The sequence below is a fragment of the Pseudomonas sp. YQ_6 genome, assembly GCF_043103245.1.
Lineage (GTDB): Bacteria > Pseudomonadota > Gammaproteobacteria > Pseudomonadales > Pseudomonadaceae > Aquipseudomonas > Aquipseudomonas alloputida.
In genome coordinates, this window is the sequence record NZ_JBICJR010000008.1 from 13,807 (window position 1) to 35,015 (window position 21,209).

Below are 21,209 nucleotides of genomic sequence, written 5' to 3' on the forward strand. Positions count from 1 at the left end.
GCCGTGTTTTTTGCAGCGCCTATCAGACCGAGCGCCGTCACATGAACAACGCCCTGCACCTGCACATCCCATGGTTATCTCTCATTACAGACCAAGGGGTAAAAACCACCCCCGCGAATGCAGTACAATCGCCCCCTTTTTCTTGGCAACGAGTCGAAGCCAATGATCGAACCCAAGCGCGTCCTGCGCGCCCTAGCCGAACACTGGGCCCTGATCGAGCCGCTGTGCGAGCGTTTCGACCAGGGCACCCTGAGCCTGGTCGAACTGCGCCAGCATGTGGCCCGCCAGCAGCTCGAAAGCACCCCGCAGGACATCACCCAGCTACTCGACGTGTGGATCCGCCTGGATATCCTGGTGCCGGTGGCCAAGAGCCCGAACCGTTTCGAGCTCAACGCACAGATCCACGACTTCCTCGCCTACCTGCGCCGCGAACACCGGCTGGGCCTGTGCCTGGAGATCGAAGCCTACTTGCGCCACCTGGAGCGCCTGGCCGGGCACATCCAGGATGCCTTCGACAACCGCGACAGCGACGACCTGGCACGCCAGTTGCGCCTGCTCGACATGCGCGTGCGCGATGTGCTGAAAAAGCTCGACAACGACGAGCAGGCACTGGTGGCCGTGGCCGAACGGGCCAAGACCAGCAATCGCCAGATTCCGCTGCGCCAGCGTTATGCCGAAGTGCTGGCCACCTGGGACGAATACGTCGAGCCGATGATTCAGCTGGTCAACGCCGACGGCGCCTTCGAGCAGGGTGTACGCAAGGTCGAGACCGTGTTGCTGAAACTGCTGGGCGAACAAGCGCGCCTGGGCCACCTGGTCGACGACGACATGCTGCTGCGCACCCACGCGCGCATTCTGGAAATGCAGACCAGCGCCCAGTTGACCCTGCGCCACGCCCGCGAACTGCTGCTACCGCTGCGCGAAGAAGCCCGCCGGCACAACGCCGTGACCCGCGGCGCCGCACTGGCCCTGTCGGTGATCCGGCGCAAGGGCATCGATGCCGTACCGCAGGCGGCCATGCCGATGTTCACCCGCCCGCAAAGCACCTTCCTTGGCAGTGCCAGCCAGGTCGAGGCCTACGTTTACGCACTGGCCCGCTTCGAGCCCAAACCGGCGCGCTTCCCCAAAGCCCACAAGACCCAGTCCGGCGCCCTGCCCCGTGCCCCGCGCACGGTCAAGGAAATGGCCGAACGCTGCGAACAGGCCCTGCCACTACCCGACTTGATGGTCTGGCTGCTGGAGCAGGAGCCCGAAGGCGCCACCGACGAGCTGTTGTACTGGTTCTCGCGCCTGTCGCGGGAAAAGCGCTTCAAGCGCGAACGCCTCGACCGCCGCGAATACACCACTCAGGAACACTTGGTCAGCCTGCATTCGTTCGCCCTGACCTCCAGCCGCGAAGACGCCCCTAGCGCGCCTACCGAACCCAACGCGAGCCCAGCCCATGCATCTTGATCTTTCCGAACTGTCCCAGCTCGCGCCGATCTTCCGCGAGCTGTTCAAAGGCTTCCACGTCAGCCGGCGCGACCCTGAGCTGTACGCCCAGCTGTCGAACTTCCAGGACCAGTACCGCACCCTGTTCAAGGCCTTGGGCTTCGAACTGGTATGCGACACCCGTGGTTTCTACTACTTCGTCCCGGACATGACCGCCGCGCAGGTCAACAAGACCGCACAGCGCCTGTCGCTGTTCACCTTCATCCTGGTCGAGCACCTTGCCGACCAGGGCCGCGACCCGATGGCCGTGCTCGACGGCGGCAGCATCGGCCGCGACGAACTGCCCTCGCTGCTGGACAAGTACCGCGACCTGTTCCTGCAGGCCGAAGTACAGACCGTGGACGAGCTGGAAGAAAAAATCCTGCGGCGCATGACCCAGCTCGGCTTCGCCCATGAGGAAGGTGGCATCTACCGCTTCCTGCCACCCATGCACCGCTTCCTCGATGTGTGCCTGTCGGTGCAGCAGGACCGCGACCTGGCCGCCACCCTGCACAGCGCCCTGCCGCTGCCGACCCCGGTACTGGTCGAGGAAGAAAGCGCCGAAGAACTCAACCGTACCGACGACCCGCTCGACCTCACGCCTTTCCAGGGCGAGGAAAGCGAAGAGGACGCCTTGGCCCGGGCCATCCGCGAAGAGCAACAGGAGATTGACGCATGAGCCAGGAACGCTACGGCATCCGCCGCTTCGCACTGCTCAACACCGCCGGCTACAGCCTTGGCCTGTTCCCGCTGGAGCACCCGCTGTCGGTATACGGCGCCAACAACCTGGGTAAATCGGCGTCGATCAACGCCCTGCAGTTCCCGATCCTGGCACGCATGTCGGACATGAGCTTCGGCAAGTACAGCCTTGAGCAGTCGCGCCGCTTCTACTTCGCCAGCGACACGTCGTACATTCTTTGCGAACTGAGCCTGCCCCACGGCCCGCACGTGATCGGTGTGGTCGGACGCGGCCCGGGTGGCGGTTTCGGCCACCAGTTCTTCGCCTACAAAGGCGAACTGGACCTGGCCCACTACCAGAAGAACGACACCTGCCTGCGTCAGAAAGAGCTGTTCACCAACCTTGAGCGCCTGGGGATCAAGGCTTACGAGCTGAAGCCGGACGAACTGCGCCGGCTGCTGGTGGGCGGACACACTTCGGTGCCGCTGGACCTGACCATGATCCCGCTGCGCTCCACCAGCGAGCAAAGCCTGAAAACCTTCCGCGCGCTGTTCATCAACCTGCTGCACATGCGTGAGATCACCGCCGCCAAGCTCAAGCAGCTGTTCCTCGACGCCTTCGAGCACAGCCTGCGCTCGGGCAGCGTCGACTACATCGCTGCGTGCGAGGAAGCCTTCCGCGACGTACGCCGCATGGAGCAGGACTACAACGCCCTGGTCGCTGCCGGCCCGCTGGTCGAGGCCCTGGCTGGTGGCGTGGCCCAGCGCGACATCCTGCGTGGCAAGCTGCACCGCATTTCGCCTGTGCTCGACACCCTGCTGGGCACCTGGCAGGAATACGCCATGGCGCGCAAGGAAGAGCTGGTCATCCAGTCCGAGCATTACCGTGGCGAGCAGGACCGCCTGCAGAACGACCAGCGTGGCGGCACCCAGGAGCTGATGCGCCTGGAGCGTGAAATTACCGGTATCCAGCGCTGGCTAGGCGAGCTTTCGGTGCTCAAGCACCGCTTTGCGCTGGTCGATGACGTCAAGGTACTGGAGCAGCAACTGCTGGCGGCCAAAGACGCCCACGACGAGCTGGCCGGCGCGCTGGCCCAGTCACGGCAGTTCAGTGCCGAAGACCTCGACGAGCGCGTACGCGACCTGGAAAAACGCCTGAAGCAGGTCAAGCAGCAGCTGGATCACGCTGACAACAACAGCTATGCCCGCCTGCGCGAAGAGTTCTCGCAGCAGGACGTCGACCGCCTGATGCGCCTGTTCAACGGCGCGCTGTTCAGCCTGCCGCTGGGCGAGCGCGGCATCGAGCTGGACGACAGCGACCTGTGGGTAAAATCGCTGGAAGCGGTGCTCGACGGCTTCAAGGGCGAGCGCTTCGAGGCCCCAGGCCTGGCCATCGACCTGACCCACATCGACCCACCGGCCCTGCAGGCCCTGGCCGACCGCGCCGCCCTGCGCGACCAGAAAGAGCGCCTGGAAAAAGAACTCAAGCAGCTCAAGACCCAGCAGGCCGTGGCCGCCGACCGCTCCGCGTCCAAAGCGCAGACCGAAACCCTGTACCAGGAAGTGCTGGACGCGCAGAAGGCGCTGGAAGACTTCCGCCGTAGCCAAACCCTCGCCGCCGAAGAACCCGAGAAGCTGGAACAGCTCTCGCAGCTGGAAGCGGCCCAGGACGAACTCAAGCGCTCCAGCGACGCCTTCACTGAGCGCGTCCAGCAGCTGTCAGCCAAGTTGCAACTGGTCGGCCGCCAGCTCGGCGACCTCGAGTCCAAGCAGCGCACCCTGGAAGACGCCCTGCGCCGTCGCCAGCTGCTGCCGGCCGACCTGCCCTACGGCACGCCTTACATGGAAGCCATCGACGACTCGATGGACAACCTGCTGCCGCTGCTCAATGACTACCAGGACAGCTGGCAAGGCCTGCAGCGGGTGGACAACCAGATCGAGGCGCTGTACGCCCAGGTGCGCCTCAAAGGCGTTGCCAAGTTCGACAGCGAAGACGACATGGAACGTCGCCTGCAACTGCTGGTAAACGCCTACGCGCACCGTACCGACGAAGCCCTGACCTTGGCCAAGGCACGCCGCGCTGCGGTCACCGACATCGCCCGAACCCTGCGCAACATCCGCAGCGACTACGACAGCCTCGAGCACCAGCTGGCCCTGTTCAACCGCGAGATCAACAAGCGCCAGGTGTCCAACCTGGAAAGCTTCCGCGTGGTACTGGCGCCGAACAAGGAAGCGCTCAAGCACATCGACCAGATTATCCACAGTGCCGGCCAGTACGAAGAAGGCGAAACCCTGTCGGTCTTCGACCTGACCCAGAGTGCCGATCAGGACAACAAGAACGAAGAGGCCAAGGAGTACCTGGCACGGCTGGTGGCGGCCAACCACAACCAGCTGGGCCTGAAGGACCTGTTCGAGCTGGCGTTCGAGATCACCAAGGTCAATGGCCAGCCGATCATCCACGCCGACATCGACGGTGCGGCGTCCAACGGCACCACCATGACCATCAAGGCGCTGACCAACATGTACCTGTTGCTGCACCTGATGGACCGTGACCTGGCCGGGCGCATTCGCCTGCCGTACTACCTGGACGAAGCGGCAGACATCGACGAACGCAACCAGGCGGCACTGCTGGAGACCAGCCAGCAGCTGGGCTTCGTACCGATCCTGGCGAGTGTGAAACCACAGGTATCGGCGCACGTTGCGATCGACCTGGAAGGTGGCAGCGGGCCGAACGGCATCTACATCGACGAGGCGGACTGGAAGTTCATCAGCCGGCTGGATGAAGTGAAGGCGGTTGTGCGTGATGATCAGGCCGAGGAATTGGCCTGAGGTAGATGGGGCCGCTTTGCGGCCCATTCGCGGGTAAACCCGCTCCTACGGCGGCCTGTGTCCAACCACCGATGCGTATGTAGGAGCGGGTTTACCCGCGAATACGGTGGCGGCGGCAACGGTGAACGGCGGGTGGAAATTGGCCAGCAGGTCCGGCCCTTTCGCGGGTGAACCCGCTCCTACGACGACCTGCGCCCAACCACCGATGCGTATGTAGGAGCGGGCTATCAATGAGCCCAAGGCAGGATCGGAATGGCAGTCACCGCATTCTGCGGGCTGCCTTCGATCATGCGGTCGCTGTACACCAAGTACACCAGCGTATTGCGCTTCTTGTCGAGAAAGCGCACCACCTGCATGGTCTTGAACACCAGCGAGGTGCGTTCCTTGAACACTTCCTCGCCATCTTTGAGCTCACCCTTGAAGTTGATCGGCCCGACCTGACGACAGGCAATCGATGCCTCCGCCCGGTCCTCGGCCAGCCCCAAGCCCCCCTTCACCCCGCCAGTCTTGGCCCGGGACAGGTAGCACGTCACGCCCTCTACCTTAGGGTCGTCGAAGGCCTCGACCACAATGCGGTCGTTCGGCCCGACGAACTTGAACACGGTGGACACCTGGCCGACCTCTTCGGCGCCGGCCAACATCGGCAGCACGCACGCTGCCACAGCGATTACGTTCTTCAGCAGGCTCATACCAGCACCAGGTTGTCGCGGTGTACAAGTTCCGGCTCGGCGCTGTAGCCAAGGATCGACTCGATGGCTTCGGACGACTGACCAATGATCTTCTGCGCCTCCAGGGCGCTGTAGTTGGCCAGGCCGCGAGCCACTTCAACACCGTCCGGGCCGACGCACACCACCATCTCGCCACGACGGAAGCTGCCCTGCACTGTCTTCACGCCAACTGGCAGCAAGCTCTTGTTGGCCTGACGCAGCGCTTGCACGGCACCGGCATCCAGCACCAGGGTGCCACGGGTTTGCAGGTGACCGGCCAGCCACTGCTTGCGCGCAGCGATCATGCCGCGCTCAGGGGACAGCAAGGTGCCCAGGCGCTCGCCCGCCTTCAGGCGGTCCAGCACGCGCTCGATGCGGCCACCGATAATGATGGTGTGGGCACCGGAACGGGCAGCCAGGCGCGCCGCACGCAGCTTGGTCTGCATGCCGCCACGACCCAGGGCACCACCGGTACCACCGGCCACGGCATCCAGTGAAGGGTCGTCGGCGCGGGCTTCGTAGATCAACTGCGCTTCGGGGTTGTTGCGCGGGTCGGCATCGAACATACCATCGCGGTCGGTGAGGATCACCAGCAGGTCGGCCTCGACCAGGTTGGCCACCAGCGCCGCCAGGGTGTCATTGTCGCCGAAGCGGATCTCGTCGGTGACCACGGTGTCGTTTTCGTTGATCACCGGCACCACGCCCAGATCGACCAAGGTGCGCAGGGTGCTGCGGGCATTCAGGTAACGCTTGCGGTCGGACAGGTCGTCATGGGTCAGCAGGATCTGCGCGGTGTGCTTCCCGTGCTCCCCGAAGCTCGACTCCCAGGCCTGCACCAGGCGCATCTGGCCGAGCGAGGCAGCCGCCTGCAGCTCGTTCATCGCACTCGGTCGCTTGGTCCAGCCCAGCTGGCTCATGCCGGCAGCCACGGCCCCGGAGGAGACCAGTACCAACTCCACGCCTGCCTCACGCAGCGCGACCATCTGCTCGACCCAAACGGCCATTGCACCGCGGTCGAGGCCCTTGCCATCGGCGGTCAGCAGAGCACTGCCAATCTTAACGACCCAGCGCTTGGCGCCCGTCACCTTGCTTCGCATCTTCTTCCAACCTATGTCGAATCTGTAGATACCGTGGATACAAAAACGCCGCTCCAGAGAGCGGCGTTTAGTGTACTGCAACCGATCAGTCGCGCACGTAAATGATTTCCGGACCGTCTTCGTCGTCCTCGAAATCATCGTCCCAACCGTCATCGTCGCCGATGTCATGCACGCTCTTGACGCCGGTACGACGCAGGGTACGGGCGTCGTCCAGGGCCTGCAGCTGGGCACGGGCTTCGTCTTCGATGCGCTGGTCGAGGTCGGCCAGCTCTTCGGCGTAGGCCGGGTCGTTGGCCAGGCGGTCGGCGCGGTCTTCGAGGTAGCGCATCAGGTCGTGGCTGAGCTTGTCGGTGCCCTGCTTGGAAATAGCCGAGATCACGTAGACCGGGCCTTCCCACTCCAGACGATCGATCACTTCCTGCACACGCTCGTCACGCTCGTCGTCCATGACCATATCGGCCTTGTTCAGCACCAGCCAGCGCTCACGCTCGGCCAGCGACGGGCTGAAGCGGGTCAGCTCGTTGACGATGACTTCGGCGGCATCGGCCGGGCTGCTTTCGTCCAGCGGCGCGATGTCCACCAGGTGCAGCAGCACGCGCGTACGCGCCAGGTGCTTGAGGAAGCGGATACCCAGACCGGCACCTTCAGAGGCGCCTTCGATCAGGCCGGGGATGTCGGCGATGACAAAGCTCTTCCAGCGGTCAACGCTGACCACACCCAGGTTTGGCACCAGAGTAGTGAACGGGTAGTCGGCAACTTTCGGCTTGGCAGCCGAGACCGAACGGATGAAGGTACTCTTGCCGGCGTTCGGCAAGCCCAGCAGGCCGACGTCGGCCAACACCTTCATTTCCATCTTCAGGTCACGCTGCTCACCCGGTTTGCCTGGGGTGGTCTGGCGCGGCGCACGGTTGGTGCTCGACTTGAAACGGGTGTTGCCCAGCCCGTGCCAGCCACCTTGCGCGACCATCAGCTTCTGGCCGGGGGTAACCAGGTCACCGATCACTTCCTGTGTGGAAGCATCGATCACGGTGGTGCCGACCGGCACACGCAGGAACAGGTCTTCACCCTTCTTGCCGGTGCAGTCGGTGCTCCCGCCGTTGGAGCCACGCTGGGCTTCATGGTGACGGGTGTAGCGGTAGTCGACCAGGGTGTTCAGGTTTTCGTCGGCAATCATGTACACCGAGCCGCCGTCACCACCGTCACCGCCGTTAGGGCCGCCGTTCTCGATGAACTTCTCGCGACGGAAGCTCATGCAACCGTTGCCACCGTCACCGGCCTTGACCCGAATGGATACTTCGTCAACAAACTTCATTAAAACCGCCTCTCGTCGGCAGACGAGCTGAATGACTCAAAAACATGAGGCTCTTGCAAAAATGAGCGCGGCGGCCCCGTACGACCGTAGAAACCAACGCCGGCAACCCAGACAAACAGCTTTGCAAGAGGCTCACCACAAACGAAAAAGCCCCGTCGCATGACGGGGCTTCTGGAGCGACGTCGCGATTAAGCGGCGACGATGCTCACGTAACGGCGCATGAACTCGCCTTTCTTCTCGAACTTGATCACGCCTTCGATCTTGGCGAACAAGGTGTGGTCCTTGCCCATGCCAACGCCGTAGCCAGCGTGGAATTCGGTACCGCGCTGACGGACGATGATGTTGCCTGGCTTGATAACCTGGCCGCCATACATCTTCACGCCAAGGCGTTTCGATTCTGAGTCGCGACCGTTACGAGTACTACCACCAGCCTTCTTGTGAGCCATGGTTCAATTCTCCAAATAAATTCAGGGGATCTAGGGGATTAAGCCTGGATGCCGGTGATTTTGATCTCGGTGAACCACTGGCGGTGGCCCATACGCTTCATGTGGTGCTTACGACGACGGAACTTGATGATGCGAACCTTGTCGTGGCGGCCTTGCGAAACGACTTCGGCCACTACTTTAGCGCCAGCAACAACTGGAGCACCGATGGTGACTTCTTCACCGTTGGCGACCAGCAGAACGCGATCGAAGGTCACGGATTCGCCAGTGGCGACTTCCAGTTTTTCGATCTTGAGGAATTCACCTTCAGCGACTTTGTACTGCTTGCCGCCGGTAACGATTACTGCGTAAGACATGGTATTTCTCCGATAATCCTGCTCACCCAGCGCTTTATATGATGAGTATTGGCTGGCATGGCTGCACAGGGCTGGAACGGCCCGGCGCAATTGCGTAAGGCAGGTGCTGCCCAGGAAGTTAGGGTGCGCGATTGTACGCAACCGCGGTTTTGCTTGCAAGTACCGCCCCCGGCCAGCTGGCACCGCGCCTTGACACACCGGGACCCGCGACCTAGCATGCCGCGCAACCTCACTGGAGCAGCCGATGCAACCCCAAACCTTCTACCGCGCGGTGGCTGATGATTTCAGCGCCGTCGACGAGATCATCAAGAAGCAGCTGACCTCGCGCGTGCCGCTGGTATCGAAGATCGGCGACTATATCACGTCCGCCGGTGGCAAGCGCCTGCGTCCCCTGCTGGTACTGCTGTGTGGCAAGGCCCTGGGCCGCGAAGGCGACGACCTGCGCCTGCTGGCCGCCACCATCGAATTCCTGCACACCGCCACCCTGCTGCACGACGACGTGGTCGACATGTCCGGCATGCGCCGTGGCCGCTCTACCGCCAATGCCCTGTGGGGCAACGCGCCGAGCGTACTGGTGGGCGACTTCCTTTATTCGCGCTCGTTCGAAATGATGGTCGAACTGGGCTCGATGCCGGTCATGCAGATCCTGTCCAAGGCCACCCGGGTGATTGCCGAAGGTGAAGTGCTGCAACTGTCGCGCGTACGCGACGCCAGCACCACCGAGGAAGTCTACATGGAGGTCATTCGCGGCAAGACGGCGATGCTGTTCGAAGCCTCTACCCACAGTGCTGCGGCGCTGGCCCAGGCCACCGACGAGCAGCGCGAAGCCCTGCGTACCTTTGGCGACCATCTGGGCGTGGCCTTCCAGCTTGTCGACGACCTGCTGGACTACAAGGGTGACTCGCAGACCTTGGGCAAGAACGTCGGTGACGACCTGGCCGAGGGCAAGCCTACCCTGCCGCTGATCTACACCATGCGCGAAGGCACTACCGAGCAGGCGGCGCTGGTACGCCAGGCGATCCAGAAAGGTGGCCTGGAGGATCTGGAACAGATTCGCGTTGCGGTCGAAGAATCGGGCGCACTGAAATACACCGCCGAGCTGGCGCGCGATTACGTGAAACGCGCCATCGCCTGCCTCGAAGTGCTGCCTGCCAGTGAGTACCGGGATGCGCTGGTTGAACTGAGCGAGTTTGCGGTCGCGCGTACGCACTGACAGACCGAGTCGTCTTCATTCGCGGGCAAGCCCGCTCCTGCACCATTTGTGGGGAGCGGGCTTGCCCGTGGTGCTTTTTGTCCGGACATAATCACTTCCGGAAAAATACCTTTTACAATGTGGGCTTTTAACCGCCCGTCTGTTTGTTTGAGGAACCGAAGTGAGCACTCTGCCACCCTGCCCAAAATGCAACTCCGAATACACCTATGAGGATGGCACTCAGCTTATCTGCCCTGAATGCGCCCATGAGTGGTCGGCCAGCGGCGATGCCGAGGCGGCCAGCGACGATGTGGTGAAGAAAGATTCGGTCGGCAACATCCTGCAAGACGGTGACACCGTCACCGTGATCAAGGACCTCAAGGTCAAGGGTTCGTCCCTGGTGGTCAAGGTTGGCACCAAGGTCAAGAACATCCGCCTGTGCGACGGCGACCACGACATCGACTGCAAAATCGACGGCATCGGCGCCATGAAGCTGAAGTCCGAGTTCGTCCGCAAAGTCTGATCAGGCAAAAAAACGCCAATTGGCGCTTGCTATTCTGGTAATAAGAATTATTCTCATTGGAATTGCTGTCCAAGGAGAATAGCCATGACTTATCTGATCGACGCCTGGCTGGAACGCCCTCACCCCTACCTGCGCATTCTTCATCGGGAAACCGGCGAAGTGTGCGCGGTGCTTGAAGAAGAAGCCCTCGACGAACTGCGTGACCAGGGTGACCTGGACATGAGCGGGCTGAATTCGAGTGAGCCGGGGGTGCTCAAGGAACTGGTACGGAATCTGTTTCTGTTCTGCTATGCGCGGGCGTTGCGCCCTGGGGGGACAGACTGGAATTGAGGCCGGCAGGGCCGGCCTCCAGGGCATTACAGAACGTCGAGCAGCTCGACGTCGAACACCAGTACGCTGTGCGGCGGGATGCTGCCAACGCCTTGGGCGCCGTAAGCCAGCTCGCTTGGCACGTACAGGCGCCATTTGCTGCCAGCGTTCATCAGTTGCAGGGCTTCGGTCCAGCCAGCGATCACGCCGCCTACCGGGAATTCAGCCGGCTGGCCGCGCTCGTAGGAGCTGTCGAACACGGTGCCGTCGATCAGGGTGCCGTGGTAGTGCGTACGCACATTGTCTTCGCGGGTCGGCTTGGCGCCTTCGCCAGCGGTCAGCACTTCGAACTGCAGGCCCGAAGCCAGCGTGGTGATGCCTTCACGCTTGGCGTTCTCGACCAGGAACTCCTTGCCAGCAGCAGCAGCGGCTTCGGCCTTGGCTGCAGCTTCGGCTTGCATCACCTCGCGGATGACCTTGAAGCTGGCCGACAGGTCGGCTTCGCTGACGCGGCTGTCGGCACCGTTGAAGGCGTCGGTCAGGCCGGCCAGGATGGCTTCCAGGCTAACGCCTGGTGGCGGGTTGTCGCGCAGCTGGCCGCCCAGCTGACGGCCGATACCGTAGCTGACGCGCGTTTCGTCGGTAGACAGGTTGAGTTCGGACATTGTCGTGCTCCACTGCAGGGCGCAATGCAGCCGCGCCCTTGATAAAAAGGGCGAGCAGCCTAGCACACTGGGGCGCTGCGAGCAGCTACCAGGCCGAACGCTGGGAAATCGGCACCTTCAGGTCTTCTTCCGGGTGCGTACCCATGCCGCACATTTCGTCCTGCACCGACCAGTGCACCAGGTTCATCGAGACCATAGGGATGGTTTGCAGCAACTTGCGCGCATCCTCCACCGAGTGCACGCGCAAGCGTTCACCGCGGGTATCGGACAGGGGGTGAGGATGGCCTTTGACCCGGGCCTCGAGCAGGTAGTCACCGCCTTCGATGGCGATCAGGTTCAGTTCGTCGACATGGCCAGCCCTGGCCTCGGTATTGAGCTGATGCAGGTTCATGAGAGCACCTCGCGATGGGAACCACGCATGAGAGCTCATTTTTTGTACAGGAAGGGAGAATGCGCAAGGCATGACTGAAGCCACTCGTCAGTTGAACCTCGATCTCTGTGTGAGCGGGCGTGCCCGCGAAGCAGGCCACGCGGTGGCTGGCACCGGCTTTGCCGGTGTTCGCGGGCATGCCCGCTCCCACAGGAGTTGCAGTGAGGCCTGGCGGACTCAGTGCTTGGTCAGCTTGTCCAGGTAGCCCATGCAGAACGCCGAGACCACGAAGGTCATGTGGATGATCACGTACCACATCAGGTAATCGGTGGAGATGTTCTGCGCATCCATGAACACCCGCAGCAGGTGAATGGAGGAAATCGCCACGATCGACGCGGCAACCTTCATCTTCAGCGACGAAGAGTCCATCTTGCCCAGCCAGTTGAGCTTTTCCTTGCTTTCATCGATGTCCAGTTGCGAGACGAAGTTCTCGTAGCCGGAAATCATCACCATCACCAGCAGACCACCAACCAGCGACATGTCGATCAGTGACAGGATGACCAGGATCAGGTCAGCTTCGCTCAACGCAAAGACATTGGGCAGGACGTGGACCACTTCCTGGAAAAATTTCAGCGCCAAGGCCAGCAGGCCGAGGGACAAGCCGAAGTAGATCGGTGCGAGCAGCCAGCGCGAGGCATACATCGCGTTTTCGAGGATACGTTCCATGAAGTTCAGGACTCATCAGGTGACTAAAAAAGCGACGGCGAGTATAGCCAGCCACCTGTTACAGCAAAAGCCCGGGGGCTGCTCCGCAGCCTGATCGCGACACAAGGCCACACTCCCACAGCAAGCCGATGCTGTACCTGTGGGAGCGGCCTTGTGTCGCGATGGGCCGCAAAGCGGCCTCGGCATTCTTCAGGTCTCAGGATGAAACTGGTAATCCCCCAGGTTGCGACACCGCTCACCATTGATCCGCCGCAACTGCGCCTGCAAATGCAGACACCAGATCTGCGGGTCATCGGCCACCTGATAACCATGCATGGTCAGGCTGTCGACGATGGCATTGAGCACCGATTCGGCCACCAGTGGCCCATGAAACGGGCCCTGCGCCTTGATCGCGGAGGGTTGTTCACCGGCCATGCCGGCGGCGAACAGCAGGGTCCACATGCCGTTATCCCCGGCCAGTGGACGAATGCTGCATTCGATACGGGTCACCAGGCCCAGGCACTGGCGTGTGAGGCTGAGGTTGCGCATGGCCGCGTCCCCTCCAAGGAGCCTTGTTCAGCCCGAAACCCTCAGGCTGTTTCCATCCTGAACGCTGTACCGTCCTTAAGTTCCAGCATAGAGGAACCGCTCAGAAAGATGGAAAACTGGCGCTGAACGGTAGCACATCGCCGCTAGCGCCAGTTTATTGACTCAGGCGGGTTTGGCCTGGGCAATCACTTCTTCCAGGCGTTCCTTTTCTGCCTTCTCGATGTCTTCCTCGCTGATCATCTCGGCAATTTCACGCAGGCGCTCCACCACCCGGGCATTGACGCTGCCCTCGGTAAACAGCCCCTTGTCGTCGAGTACCCCGGCCTCCTCGCCCACCAGCAGGCTCAGCGCCTCATCAGCCTGGCTGACCGCGTAGACGTGGAACATGCCGTTCTCCACCGCCTGCAACACGCGCTCGTCAAGCATCAGGGTGGCGACGTTGGCACGCGGAATGATCACCCCCTGCTCGCCGGTCAGGCCACGCGCCTCGCAGAGGCGGAAGAAGCCCTCGATCTTCTCGTTCACCCCACCCACCGCCTGCACTTCACCAAACTGGTTGATGGAGCCTGTGATGGCGAAGCACTGCTTGAGCGGCGTGCGCGACAAGGCCGAGATCAGCGTGCAGGCTTCGCCCAGCGAGGCGCTGTCGCCGTCCACGTAGCCGTAGGACTGCTCCAGGGCGATGCTTGCGGAGATCGCCAGCGGGAACTCCTGGGCATAGCGGCTGCCCAGGTAACCGGTGAGGATCATCACCCCTTTGGAGTGGATCGGCTGGCCAAGGTTGACCTCACGCTCGATATCGACAATACCGCTGCCGCCGGGGTAGACGGTGGCCGAAATACGCGCGGGCATGCCGAACGCCGAGTCCCCCACTTCCAGCACGGTCAACCCGTTGCACTTGCCAATGGCCGCGCCTTCCGTGTCGATCAGGATGATGCCGGCGAGCATGTCGTCCAGCACCCGTTGCGACACACGGCCGGTACGAGTGGCCTTGGCCTTGAGTGCACGCTCGATGTGGCCTGCGTCGGTCATTTCGTCACTGGCCAGCTGGCGAATGAAGTCAGCCTCGCTGACCAGCTGGAACAGGTCGCCGATACGCGCCGACAGGCGCGACTGGTTTTCAGCCAGACGAGCACTGTAGGTGGCCAGACGCGCCACCGCGTCACTGGTCAGCGGCGCCATGCCCTCTTCGTTGGTGCGGGTGCGCAACAGCTGGGCGAACTGCTCCAGGTTCTCGTCGACCATCGGCATGTCTTCATCGAAGTCCACAAGCACGCGGAACATCTCCTGGAAGTCCGGGTCGTGGTCCTGTAGTGCGTAGTACAGCTGACGCGAGCCGATGATCACCAGCTTGACGTTCAGCGGAATCACCTGCGGCTGCAGGCTGACAGTGGCAACACGGCCCAGCTCACCGATCGGCGACTCCATCTTCAGCTTGCGCGACTGCAGCGCACGCTTGAGCGCGTCCCATACGAACGGCTCGCCCAGCATTTTCTCGGCTTCCAGAATCAGGAAGCCGCCGTTGGCACGGTGCAGCGCGCCTGGGCGCAGTTGGCGATAGGAGGTATACAGCGCACCTTGGTCGGTGCTGTATTCGATACGGCCAAACAGATTGTCGTAGGTCGGGTGCGGCTCGAACACCACCGGCGCGCCACCGTCAGCATGATGGCCCACGACCAGGCTGGGCGCGTACTGCTCTTCGAGCAGCTTGCGGGCCACGGCGTCGGACTTGCTGTCATCGACCAGTTGCTCGACCAACGTCCGCAACAGGTTCAACTGCACCGATTGCAGGTAGGCGCACACGGCCGCATTTTCGGCGTACTTTTCCGACAGCGGCGCCAACAACGGCTGCAGCGCCAGCGTGATGGTTTCTTCGTTGAGCTGGCGCAGCTGGTTGTTCGATTCGCGCTTCCATTGCGGCAGGCTGGCCAGCTCTTCGTTAAGGCGCTCCTCAAGCAGGGCAATGTCCTCGTGGAACTGCTCGCGCACCTCCTCCGGCAATTGGGCAAACTCAGCTTCATCCAGCGCCTTGCCATCAGCCATCGGCGTGAAGGCGACGTTGCTGGCATCGCGGTACAAGGCAACGTCCTTTTCCAGCGATGCGCGCTCGATCACATCCAGAGCGCGGTCATAACGCTGGTTGAAAGCGCGGTCGATGGCGCCCTTCTTCTGCTGGTAGGACGGGTGTTCGAACACCGCCGGGAACGTCGACAGCAGGTTGTCGATCAATCCGCCCATGTCGCTGATGAACTCGGCGGCGCTTCCGGACGGCAGCTCCAGTGCGCGTGGTTCACGGGTGTCGTCGAAGTGGTTGACGTAGACCCAGTCGGCCGGGGTCTGCTGGCGCTTGCCCTCGGCCTTGAGGTAGCGCTTGACGAACGAGAAGCGCCCGGTGCCGGGCTCGCCCATCACATACACATTGTAACCAGGACGCGGCATGGCCACGCCAAACTGCAGGGCCTCGACAGCACGTTCCTGGCCCAGAACTCCGCGAAACGGCTCCAGATCGTCGGTATGGGTAAAAGCAAACTGCTCGGGGGAGAAACGCCGGGTCAGGGCTTCAGGCGCAAGACGCAGGCGCGCAGCGACAGGATCGGGCATTGGGTTTCCTTACTTCGGCGGGGCAGATACGCAGCATTCTGGCGCTGCCCGCGCGCGCCTTGCAAGGCTCCACGGGACTTTATGTCGCAGCCGGTGCAGTCTTGTGACAGCAAATTTTTCGCAATCAACAACGCAACCTTTAGATCGTGCCTAAACTCCAAGCTGCGCGGGTGGGTGAAAAGCTTTCCCGACCTGGCAACCGAGTTGCCAGAAACCCTGACCCTTGGTTAAGACAAAGAGAACAAATGCTATGAAACGGATTCTTCTGGGTACTCTGTTCACCGTGGTCTCGCTGAACGCCATGGCCGAAGCGCCAGGCGGCCCGAACTGCGGCTGGGGCAACATGCTGTTCGAAGGCCAGCGCGGCACGCCGGCACACTTCCTGGCCTCTACCACCAACGGCACCTCCGGTAACGCCACCTTCGGCATGACCTCCGGCACCAACGGCTGCTCGACCAAGGCTTCGCTGACCTACGGCGGCAAGTCCTGGTTCGCCATGAACGGCATGATGAACGAGCTTTCCGAAGACATGGCCATGGGCCAGGGCGAAGCACTGACCACCTATGCCGTCGTTCTCGGCGTAGCACCGGAGGACCGCAGCTACTTCAACTCGGTCACCCACCAGCACTTCAACCAGATCTTCAGCAGCGCCGACGTCACTGCCGAAACTGTCCACAGCAACACCCTGGCCGTTCTGAAGAGCGACCCACGCCTGGCCAAATACGCTACCGAGGCCTAAGCACAGCTGCTCCCGCCCCACCCGGGGCGGGTTTCGCCTTTTTCGGCATCGTCAAGAAGTAGTTGCCCGATATGCTCAAACGCCTCGCTGCCCTGGCGCTGTGTGCCTGCGCCCCTGTTCATGCCGCCCCCATGCTGGATCCAGGCCGTCTCCAGCAATTGGCCAATACCCCCTACTGGCTCGCCATTGGACATTACGAAACCGCCAAGCTCGGCGGCTGGCGCAGCTATGTGGATGATGATGCGTTCTTCCTCGCCGAAGATGGCGCGCACCATCCGGACCAGGAACTCAAGGCTACGGTCGCTGCGCTGTATGCCCCGGCCAGCCTCGGTGACAAGCACGCCCAGTGCGTATTCCCCGCGCGCACCCGCTGGCTGCGCGAACAGCTCGACCTGCAAGACTTGCCACAACCGGACTGCCAGGAATTCAAGACCTGGTACCAGTCGATCGACCCGCACAGCGCCGCGTTGATCTTCCCGGCAGCCTACCTGAACAGCCCGTCGTCGATGTTCGGGCACACCCTGCTGCGCATCGACCAGTCCAACACTCGCAGCGACGACACCACGCTGCTGAGCTACGCCATCAACTTCGGTGCCTATATCGAAGGCAGCGACAACAGCATCCTGTACGCCTGGAAAGGCCTGATGGGCGGCTACCCGGGGCTGTTTGCGCTGATGCCCTACCAGGAAAAACTGTCCGAATACCGCAGCCTGGAAAACCGCGACCTGTGGGAATACCAGCTGGACCTGACCCCCGAAGAAACCGGACGTATGGTCGAGCATGTTTGGGAGCTGAAGCAGATCCAGTTCGACTACTTCTTCTTCGACGAAAACTGCTCGTATCGCCTGCTGGAGCTGCTGCAAGTGGCCCGGCCGAGCCTGGACCTGACGTCTCAGTTCCCGCTGACGGCCATTCCCACCGACACGGTGAAAGCCGTGAAGCAGTCCGGCCTGGTCGCCAGCGAAACTTACCGCCCCTCTCGCGAACGTGAATTGCTGGCCAGGGCCGAGCCACTCGACCACGACGAAAAGCGCCAGGTGCTGGCTGTAAGCGCCGACACTGCGCAATTGCAAAGCCCAGAATTCCAGGCCCTGCCTCGCGAACGCCAAGCGTTGGTGCAAGATGCCGCGTATCGCCTTGAGCGCTATCGGGCCAATGGCCAGGAACGCGACCCAGGGCAGGCCAAACGAAGCTTCGAGTTGCTGCGGGCGATCAACAGCAACCCGCCGCCGCCCCTGCAGATCGAGCGCCCCGGCCTGCCCGAGGATGGCCATGACTCGCGCACCTGGCAGTTGGGCGTAGGCACCCGTGAAGACCGCGCCTACGCCGAATATGGCCTGCGCATGGCCTACCACGACCTGAATGACAACGCCTATGGCTTCCCGCTGGGCGCACAGATCGAAATCCTGCAATTGAAGCTGCGCCAGTACGAAGGCAACGATTGGCAGGTGCAGCGCCTGGACCTGGCCACCATCCGTTCACTGACACCCCGTAACGAGCTGCTCAAGCCTTGGTCATGGCAAGTGGCCGGCGGGCTGGAGCGGGTGCCGGGCAAGCATGATGACGAAGTGCTGGTGAGCCATGTGAATGGCGGCGCTGGCGGCACCTGGCAGCTGGCTGACGGTTTGCTGGGGTTTGCCTTGGGCACGGTGCGGGTCGAGCATCACAACGACTTCGCTCAGTTCATTGCCCCGGCGGCTGGCTTCAATGGCGGGCTGCTGTGGCGCAATGGGCTAGGCAACATGACGCTGGAGGCCAAGGGCGATTACTTCACCAACGGCGAAGTACGTCGCAGTGTAAGCCTGAACCAGCAGTGGGAGATCAGCCAGAACCTTGGGCTTCGGTTGAGTGCCTCGCGGGAGTTCAGCCACCTGGCTACGGCGCAAAACGAGGTGATGCTGGAGCTGAAGTGGTATCACTACTGAGGCCGCTTTGCAGCCTTTCGCGGGCACGCCCGCTCCCAAAGGGTCCCCACACGATCCGAGGCCTGTGCAAGTACCTGTCAGAGCGGGCTTGCCCGCGAATTGGCCAGTCAGGCTAGTAAAGCAGTGTGACTGAACCAACTCTTTGACACTGTTTTGACACCTACCCGACAAATCGCCACCTAGACTCTCCACCATCAACTGGAGGGCTTTGTGGCTATGTCGCGGTACTGGTTCGGCGTGTGCATTGCGTTGTTGCTGTCAGGTTGCGAAACCACCCACGAGCAGATGGTCAACCACGGTTACCCTCCTGCCTATGCGGATGGCTTCCAGGACGGCTGCAGCAGTGGCCGCCAGGCTGCCGGGCTAATGGTGGGCAACTTCCGCAAGAACGTACCGCGCTACCTGCACGAGCGTCAGTACGAAACCGGCTGGGACGATGGCTTCCGCCAATGTCATGCCATGCAGAACAGCGCAGAACAGCGCCAGTACCACGAGCGCTTCTGGGACCAGCGTGACCGCGAGTGGGAGCAGGAAAAGGACCGCGGCGCTGCCAAGGCCTATCGCCACAATTGAGTCGCAAACGGACATCCCTTTAAACCGGCGGCCTGCCATGATGGTCTCATGCACAAGGAGGCCCTGCATGAGCCGAGCATTCGTCAACGAAGACCAAGCCGCCGACCAGGCCGACCAGCCGGTCGAGCGGCGCATCAGTGAACAGCCCAACTACGTGACGGCCAGCGGCCTGCGCCAGCTGCAGACGCGGGTGGCCGAGCTGAATGCCTTGCGCAGCGAATTGCAGGCGCAGGGCGAACGGGGTGACAAACAACGGCTGGCCGATACCGAGCGGGATCTGCGCTACTTCAGCGCGCGGGTGCAAAGCGCCCAGGTGGTACCGGCGGCGACTTCGCATAGCAAGGTACAGATTGGTAGCCGGGTGCGGTTTGTCGATGCGCAGGACCAGGAGCAGTTGGTGCAGCTGGTGGGCGAGGATGAGGCGGATGCCGGGCGGGGCTTGATCAACTGGGGTTCGCCATTGGGGCGAGCGTTGCTCGGGGCTGGGCCGGGTGATGAGGTGGTCTGGCAGCGGCCGGTGGGGGAACAGGTGATAGAGGTGGTTGAGATTCTGGGTGAGGGTTGAGGCCCTGGGGCTGCTTTGCAGCCCATCGCGACGCAAGGCCGCTCCCACAAGCTGGACTGCCCCCGAGAAATTGGACACCAATCCAACCCTTGGTAGCCTGTGAGAGCCTATGGGAGCGGCCTTGCGTCGCGATGGGCCGCAAAGCGGCCCCTTACCGTCTCAGATCAGACCACGCCCTGAGCCAGCATCGCATCGGCCACTTTCACGAAGCCCGCGATGTTCGCCCCCTTGACGTAGTTGATCCGACCATCAGCCTCTTCACCGTAGTGCACGCATGCATGGTGAATCGACTGCATGATGTTGTGCAGCTTGCTGTCCACTTCACCGGCCGTCCACAGCAGGCGCATGGCATTCTGCGACATTTCCAGGCCCGACACAGCTACGCCGCCCGCATTGGAGGCCTTGCCCGGGGCGTACAGAATGCCGGCGTCCAGGAAAATATCCACAGCCTCGAGGGTAGTCGGCATGTTGGCGCCTTCGGCCACACAGATACAGCCGTTACGCAGCAAGGTGCGGGCATCTTCGGCGCCCAGCTCGTTCTGCGTGGCGCATGGCAGGGCGATGTCGCACGGCAGGCTCCACGGGGTCTGGCCCTTGCGGAACTCCAGGCCGAATTGCCCGGCCAGCTCGCTGATACGTCCGCGCTTGACGTTTTTCAGCTCCATCAAGGCGTCCCACTGGGCGTCGGTCAGGCCGGCTTCTGCATACAAGGTACCTTCAGAGTCAGACAGCGAGATCACCTTGCCGCCCAGGTCCATGACCTTACGCGCAGCATACTGGGCGACGTTGCCCGAACCGGACACCGCCACGCGGCGGCCGTCGATACGCTTGTCCTGACGCTTGAGCATTTCTTCGGCGAAGTAAACGCAGCCATAACCGGTGGCTTCCGGGCGGATCAGGCTGCCGCCATAGGTCATGCCCTTGCCGGTCAACACCGAGGTGAACTGGTTGGCCAGACGCTTGTACTGGCCGAACATGAAGCCGATTTCGCGGGCACCCACGCCGATGTCACCGGCCGGTACGTCGCAGTCGGCGCCGATGTGGCGATACAGCTCGCTCATGAACGCCTGGCAGAAGCGCATCACTTCGGCGTCGCTCTTGCCTTTCGGGTCAAAGTCCGAGCCGCCCTTGCCGCCGCCCATGGGCAGCGAGGTCAGCGAGTTCTTGAACACCTGCTCGAACGCCAGGAACTTCAGCACGCTGAGGTTCACCGACGGGTGGAAGCGCAGCCCGCCCTTGTACGGGCCAATGGCACTGCTCATCTGAATGCGGTAACCGCGGTTGACCTGCACCTTGCCCTGGTCATCGACCCAGGAGACGCGGAACAGTACGGCGCGCTCGGGCTCGACCATGCGCTCGAGGATGCCGGACTGCAGATAGTGGGGGTTGGCTTCAAGGAATGGCCACAGGGTGCGCAGCACCTCTTCCACCGCCTGGTGGAATTCCGGCTGGCCTGGGTCACGCTGCTTTAGGCGTGCAAGGAAATTGTCGACAGATTCGATCATGGTAGACATCTCACCAAGAGGATTGGACTTATTGGTTTTTTTCAGAAATGTACCAAGAAGCAATCGCACCGGAATAGGGCGAAATGTCGTTTTTTT

21 protein-coding genes are annotated in these 21,209 nt (G+C 62.2%); 10 read left to right on the forward strand and 11 right to left on the reverse strand.

Features of this window, described 5'->3' with window-relative positions:
- Nucleotides 1-162: 162 nt before the first annotated feature.
- Genes mksB through mksF form a run of 3 tightly spaced genes read left to right on the forward strand, consistent with a single transcriptional unit; the run spans nucleotide 163 to nucleotide 4,977 of the window.
- Nucleotides 163-1,452, forward strand: a complete 1,290-nt coding sequence (gene mksB / locus ACF8FG_RS02510) for an Mks condensin complex protein MksB (protein ID WP_003247449.1) — start codon at nucleotides 163-165, stop codon at nucleotides 1,450-1,452.
- Complete coding sequence (mksE, locus tag ACF8FG_RS02515) at nucleotides 1,442-2,149, forward strand: Mks condensin complex protein MksE (RefSeq protein WP_003247452.1); 708 nt, start codon at nucleotides 1,442-1,444, stop codon at nucleotides 2,147-2,149. Before mksB ends, mksE begins: the two co-directional genes overlap by 11 nt.
- Entirely contained in the window at nucleotides 2,146-4,977 is a 2,832-nt protein-coding gene (gene mksF / locus ACF8FG_RS02520) for an Mks condensin complex protein MksF (protein WP_019437368.1), read from the forward strand. The genes mksE and mksF overlap by 4 nt, the downstream gene beginning before the upstream one ends.
- 227 nt (nucleotides 4,978-5,204) lie before the next feature.
- Here the strand turns inward: mksF and ACF8FG_RS02525 are convergent, their stop codons facing one another.
- The 5 genes from ACF8FG_RS02525 to rplU all read right to left on the reverse strand — a co-directional run bounded on the left by ACF8FG_RS02525 (nucleotide 5,205) and on the right by rplU (nucleotide 8,892).
- Entirely contained in the window at nucleotides 5,205-5,666 is a 462-nt protein-coding gene (locus ACF8FG_RS02525; RefSeq protein WP_010951941.1) for a CreA family protein, read from the reverse strand.
- Nucleotides 5,663-6,781 carry a glutamate 5-kinase gene (gene proB / locus ACF8FG_RS02530; RefSeq protein ID WP_014589633.1) on the reverse strand — a complete coding sequence of 373 codons (1,119 nt, stop codon included), beginning with the start codon at nucleotides 6,779-6,781 and terminating at the stop codon, nucleotides 5,663-5,665. Before proB ends, ACF8FG_RS02525 begins: the two co-directional genes overlap by 4 nt.
- 85 nt (nucleotides 6,782-6,866) lie before the next feature.
- Nucleotides 6,867-8,093, reverse strand: coding sequence for an Obg family GTPase CgtA (gene cgtA, locus ACF8FG_RS02535; RefSeq protein WP_003247460.1), 1,227 nt, complete (start codon nucleotides 8,091-8,093; stop codon nucleotides 6,867-6,869).
- Nucleotides 8,094-8,281: 188 nt separating this feature from the next.
- Nucleotides 8,282-8,539 carry a 50S ribosomal protein L27 gene (gene rpmA / locus ACF8FG_RS02540; RefSeq protein ID WP_003247464.1) on the reverse strand — a complete coding sequence of 86 codons (258 nt, stop codon included), beginning with the start codon at nucleotides 8,537-8,539 and terminating at the stop codon, nucleotides 8,282-8,284.
- A 38-nt stretch (nucleotides 8,540-8,577) separates the two neighbouring features.
- Nucleotides 8,578-8,892 carry a 50S ribosomal protein L21 gene (rplU, locus tag ACF8FG_RS02545; RefSeq protein ID WP_003247466.1) on the reverse strand — a complete coding sequence of 105 codons (315 nt, stop codon included), beginning with the start codon at nucleotides 8,890-8,892 and terminating at the stop codon, nucleotides 8,578-8,580.
- 244 nt (nucleotides 8,893-9,136) lie between these two features.
- Here rplU and ACF8FG_RS02550 point away from each other — a divergent pair, with 244 nt between their 5' ends.
- The 3 genes from ACF8FG_RS02550 (at nucleotide 9,137) to ACF8FG_RS02560 (ending at nucleotide 10,937) form a co-directional block, all read left to right on the forward strand.
- Nucleotides 9,137-10,105 carry a polyprenyl synthetase family protein gene (locus ACF8FG_RS02550; RefSeq protein ID WP_014589632.1) on the forward strand — a complete coding sequence of 323 codons (969 nt, stop codon included), beginning with the start codon at nucleotides 9,137-9,139 and terminating at the stop codon, nucleotides 10,103-10,105.
- A gap of 160 nt (nucleotides 10,106-10,265) precedes the next feature.
- A complete protein-coding gene (locus tag ACF8FG_RS02555) occupies nucleotides 10,266-10,607 on the forward strand; it encodes a zinc ribbon domain-containing protein YjdM (protein ID WP_010951939.1) in 342 nt (113 codons plus the stop codon).
- Nucleotides 10,608-10,691: 84 nt separating this feature from the next.
- Complete coding sequence (locus tag ACF8FG_RS02560; RefSeq protein WP_010951938.1) at nucleotides 10,692-10,937, forward strand: hypothetical protein; 246 nt, start codon at nucleotides 10,692-10,694, stop codon at nucleotides 10,935-10,937.
- Nucleotides 10,938-10,963: 26 nt separating this feature from the next.
- On the opposite strand, the gene ACF8FG_RS02565 is transcribed toward ACF8FG_RS02560, so the two are convergent.
- From ACF8FG_RS02565 to ACF8FG_RS02585, 5 genes are all read right to left on the reverse strand, one after another.
- Nucleotides 10,964-11,581: an FKBP-type peptidyl-prolyl cis-trans isomerase gene (locus tag ACF8FG_RS02565; protein ID WP_003247482.1), complete on the reverse strand. Its 618-nt coding sequence runs from the start codon at nucleotides 11,579-11,581 to the stop codon at nucleotides 10,964-10,966.
- An 85-nt stretch (nucleotides 11,582-11,666) separates the two neighbouring features.
- Complete coding sequence (locus ACF8FG_RS02570) at nucleotides 11,667-11,972, reverse strand: DUF6482 family protein (protein ID WP_014589631.1); 306 nt, start codon at nucleotides 11,970-11,972, stop codon at nucleotides 11,667-11,669.
- A gap of 216 nt (nucleotides 11,973-12,188) precedes the next feature.
- Nucleotides 12,189-12,677 (reverse strand): TIGR00645 family protein, encoded by a 489-nt coding sequence (locus ACF8FG_RS02575; protein ID WP_003247486.1) that lies wholly within the window; start codon nucleotides 12,675-12,677, stop codon nucleotides 12,189-12,191.
- Nucleotides 12,678-12,866: 189 nt separating this feature from the next.
- A complete protein-coding gene (locus tag ACF8FG_RS02580; RefSeq protein WP_010951936.1) occupies nucleotides 12,867-13,205 on the reverse strand; it encodes a hypothetical protein in 339 nt (112 codons plus the stop codon).
- Between the two features lie 162 nt (nucleotides 13,206-13,367).
- On the reverse strand, nucleotides 13,368-15,806 hold the full coding sequence (locus ACF8FG_RS02585) for a Lon protease family protein (RefSeq protein ID WP_004575710.1): 2,439 nt from the start codon (nucleotides 15,804-15,806) through the stop codon (nucleotides 13,368-13,370).
- A gap of 250 nt (nucleotides 15,807-16,056) precedes the next feature.
- On the opposite strand from ACF8FG_RS02585, the gene ACF8FG_RS02590 reads away from it, so the two are divergent.
- The 4 genes from ACF8FG_RS02590 to ACF8FG_RS02605 all read left to right on the forward strand — a co-directional run bounded on the left by ACF8FG_RS02590 (nucleotide 16,057) and on the right by ACF8FG_RS02605 (nucleotide 19,608).
- Nucleotides 16,057-16,545, forward strand: coding sequence for a DUF3015 domain-containing protein (locus ACF8FG_RS02590; protein ID WP_003247492.1), 489 nt, complete (start codon nucleotides 16,057-16,059; stop codon nucleotides 16,543-16,545).
- Nucleotides 16,546-16,616: 71 nt separating this feature from the next.
- Entirely contained in the window at nucleotides 16,617-18,470 is a 1,854-nt protein-coding gene (locus tag ACF8FG_RS02595) for a DUF4105 domain-containing protein (protein WP_049586363.1), read from the forward strand.
- Between the two features lie 216 nt (nucleotides 18,471-18,686).
- The gene (locus ACF8FG_RS02600; RefSeq protein WP_070383435.1) at nucleotides 18,687-19,043 is read left to right on the forward strand and encodes a hypothetical protein; all 357 of its coding nucleotides are present in this window, start codon (nucleotides 18,687-18,689) and stop codon (nucleotides 19,041-19,043) included.
- A gap of 67 nt (nucleotides 19,044-19,110) precedes the next feature.
- Nucleotides 19,111-19,608 (forward strand): GreA/GreB family elongation factor, encoded by a 498-nt coding sequence (locus ACF8FG_RS02605; protein ID WP_014589629.1) that lies wholly within the window; start codon nucleotides 19,111-19,113, stop codon nucleotides 19,606-19,608.
- 164 nt (nucleotides 19,609-19,772) lie between these two features.
- On the opposite strand, the gene gdhA is transcribed toward ACF8FG_RS02605, so the two are convergent.
- The gene (gene gdhA, locus ACF8FG_RS02610; RefSeq protein WP_003247498.1) at nucleotides 19,773-21,113 is read right to left on the reverse strand and encodes an NADP-specific glutamate dehydrogenase; all 1,341 of its coding nucleotides are present in this window, start codon (nucleotides 21,111-21,113) and stop codon (nucleotides 19,773-19,775) included.
- Between the last annotated feature and the right edge of the window lie 96 nt (nucleotides 21,114-21,209).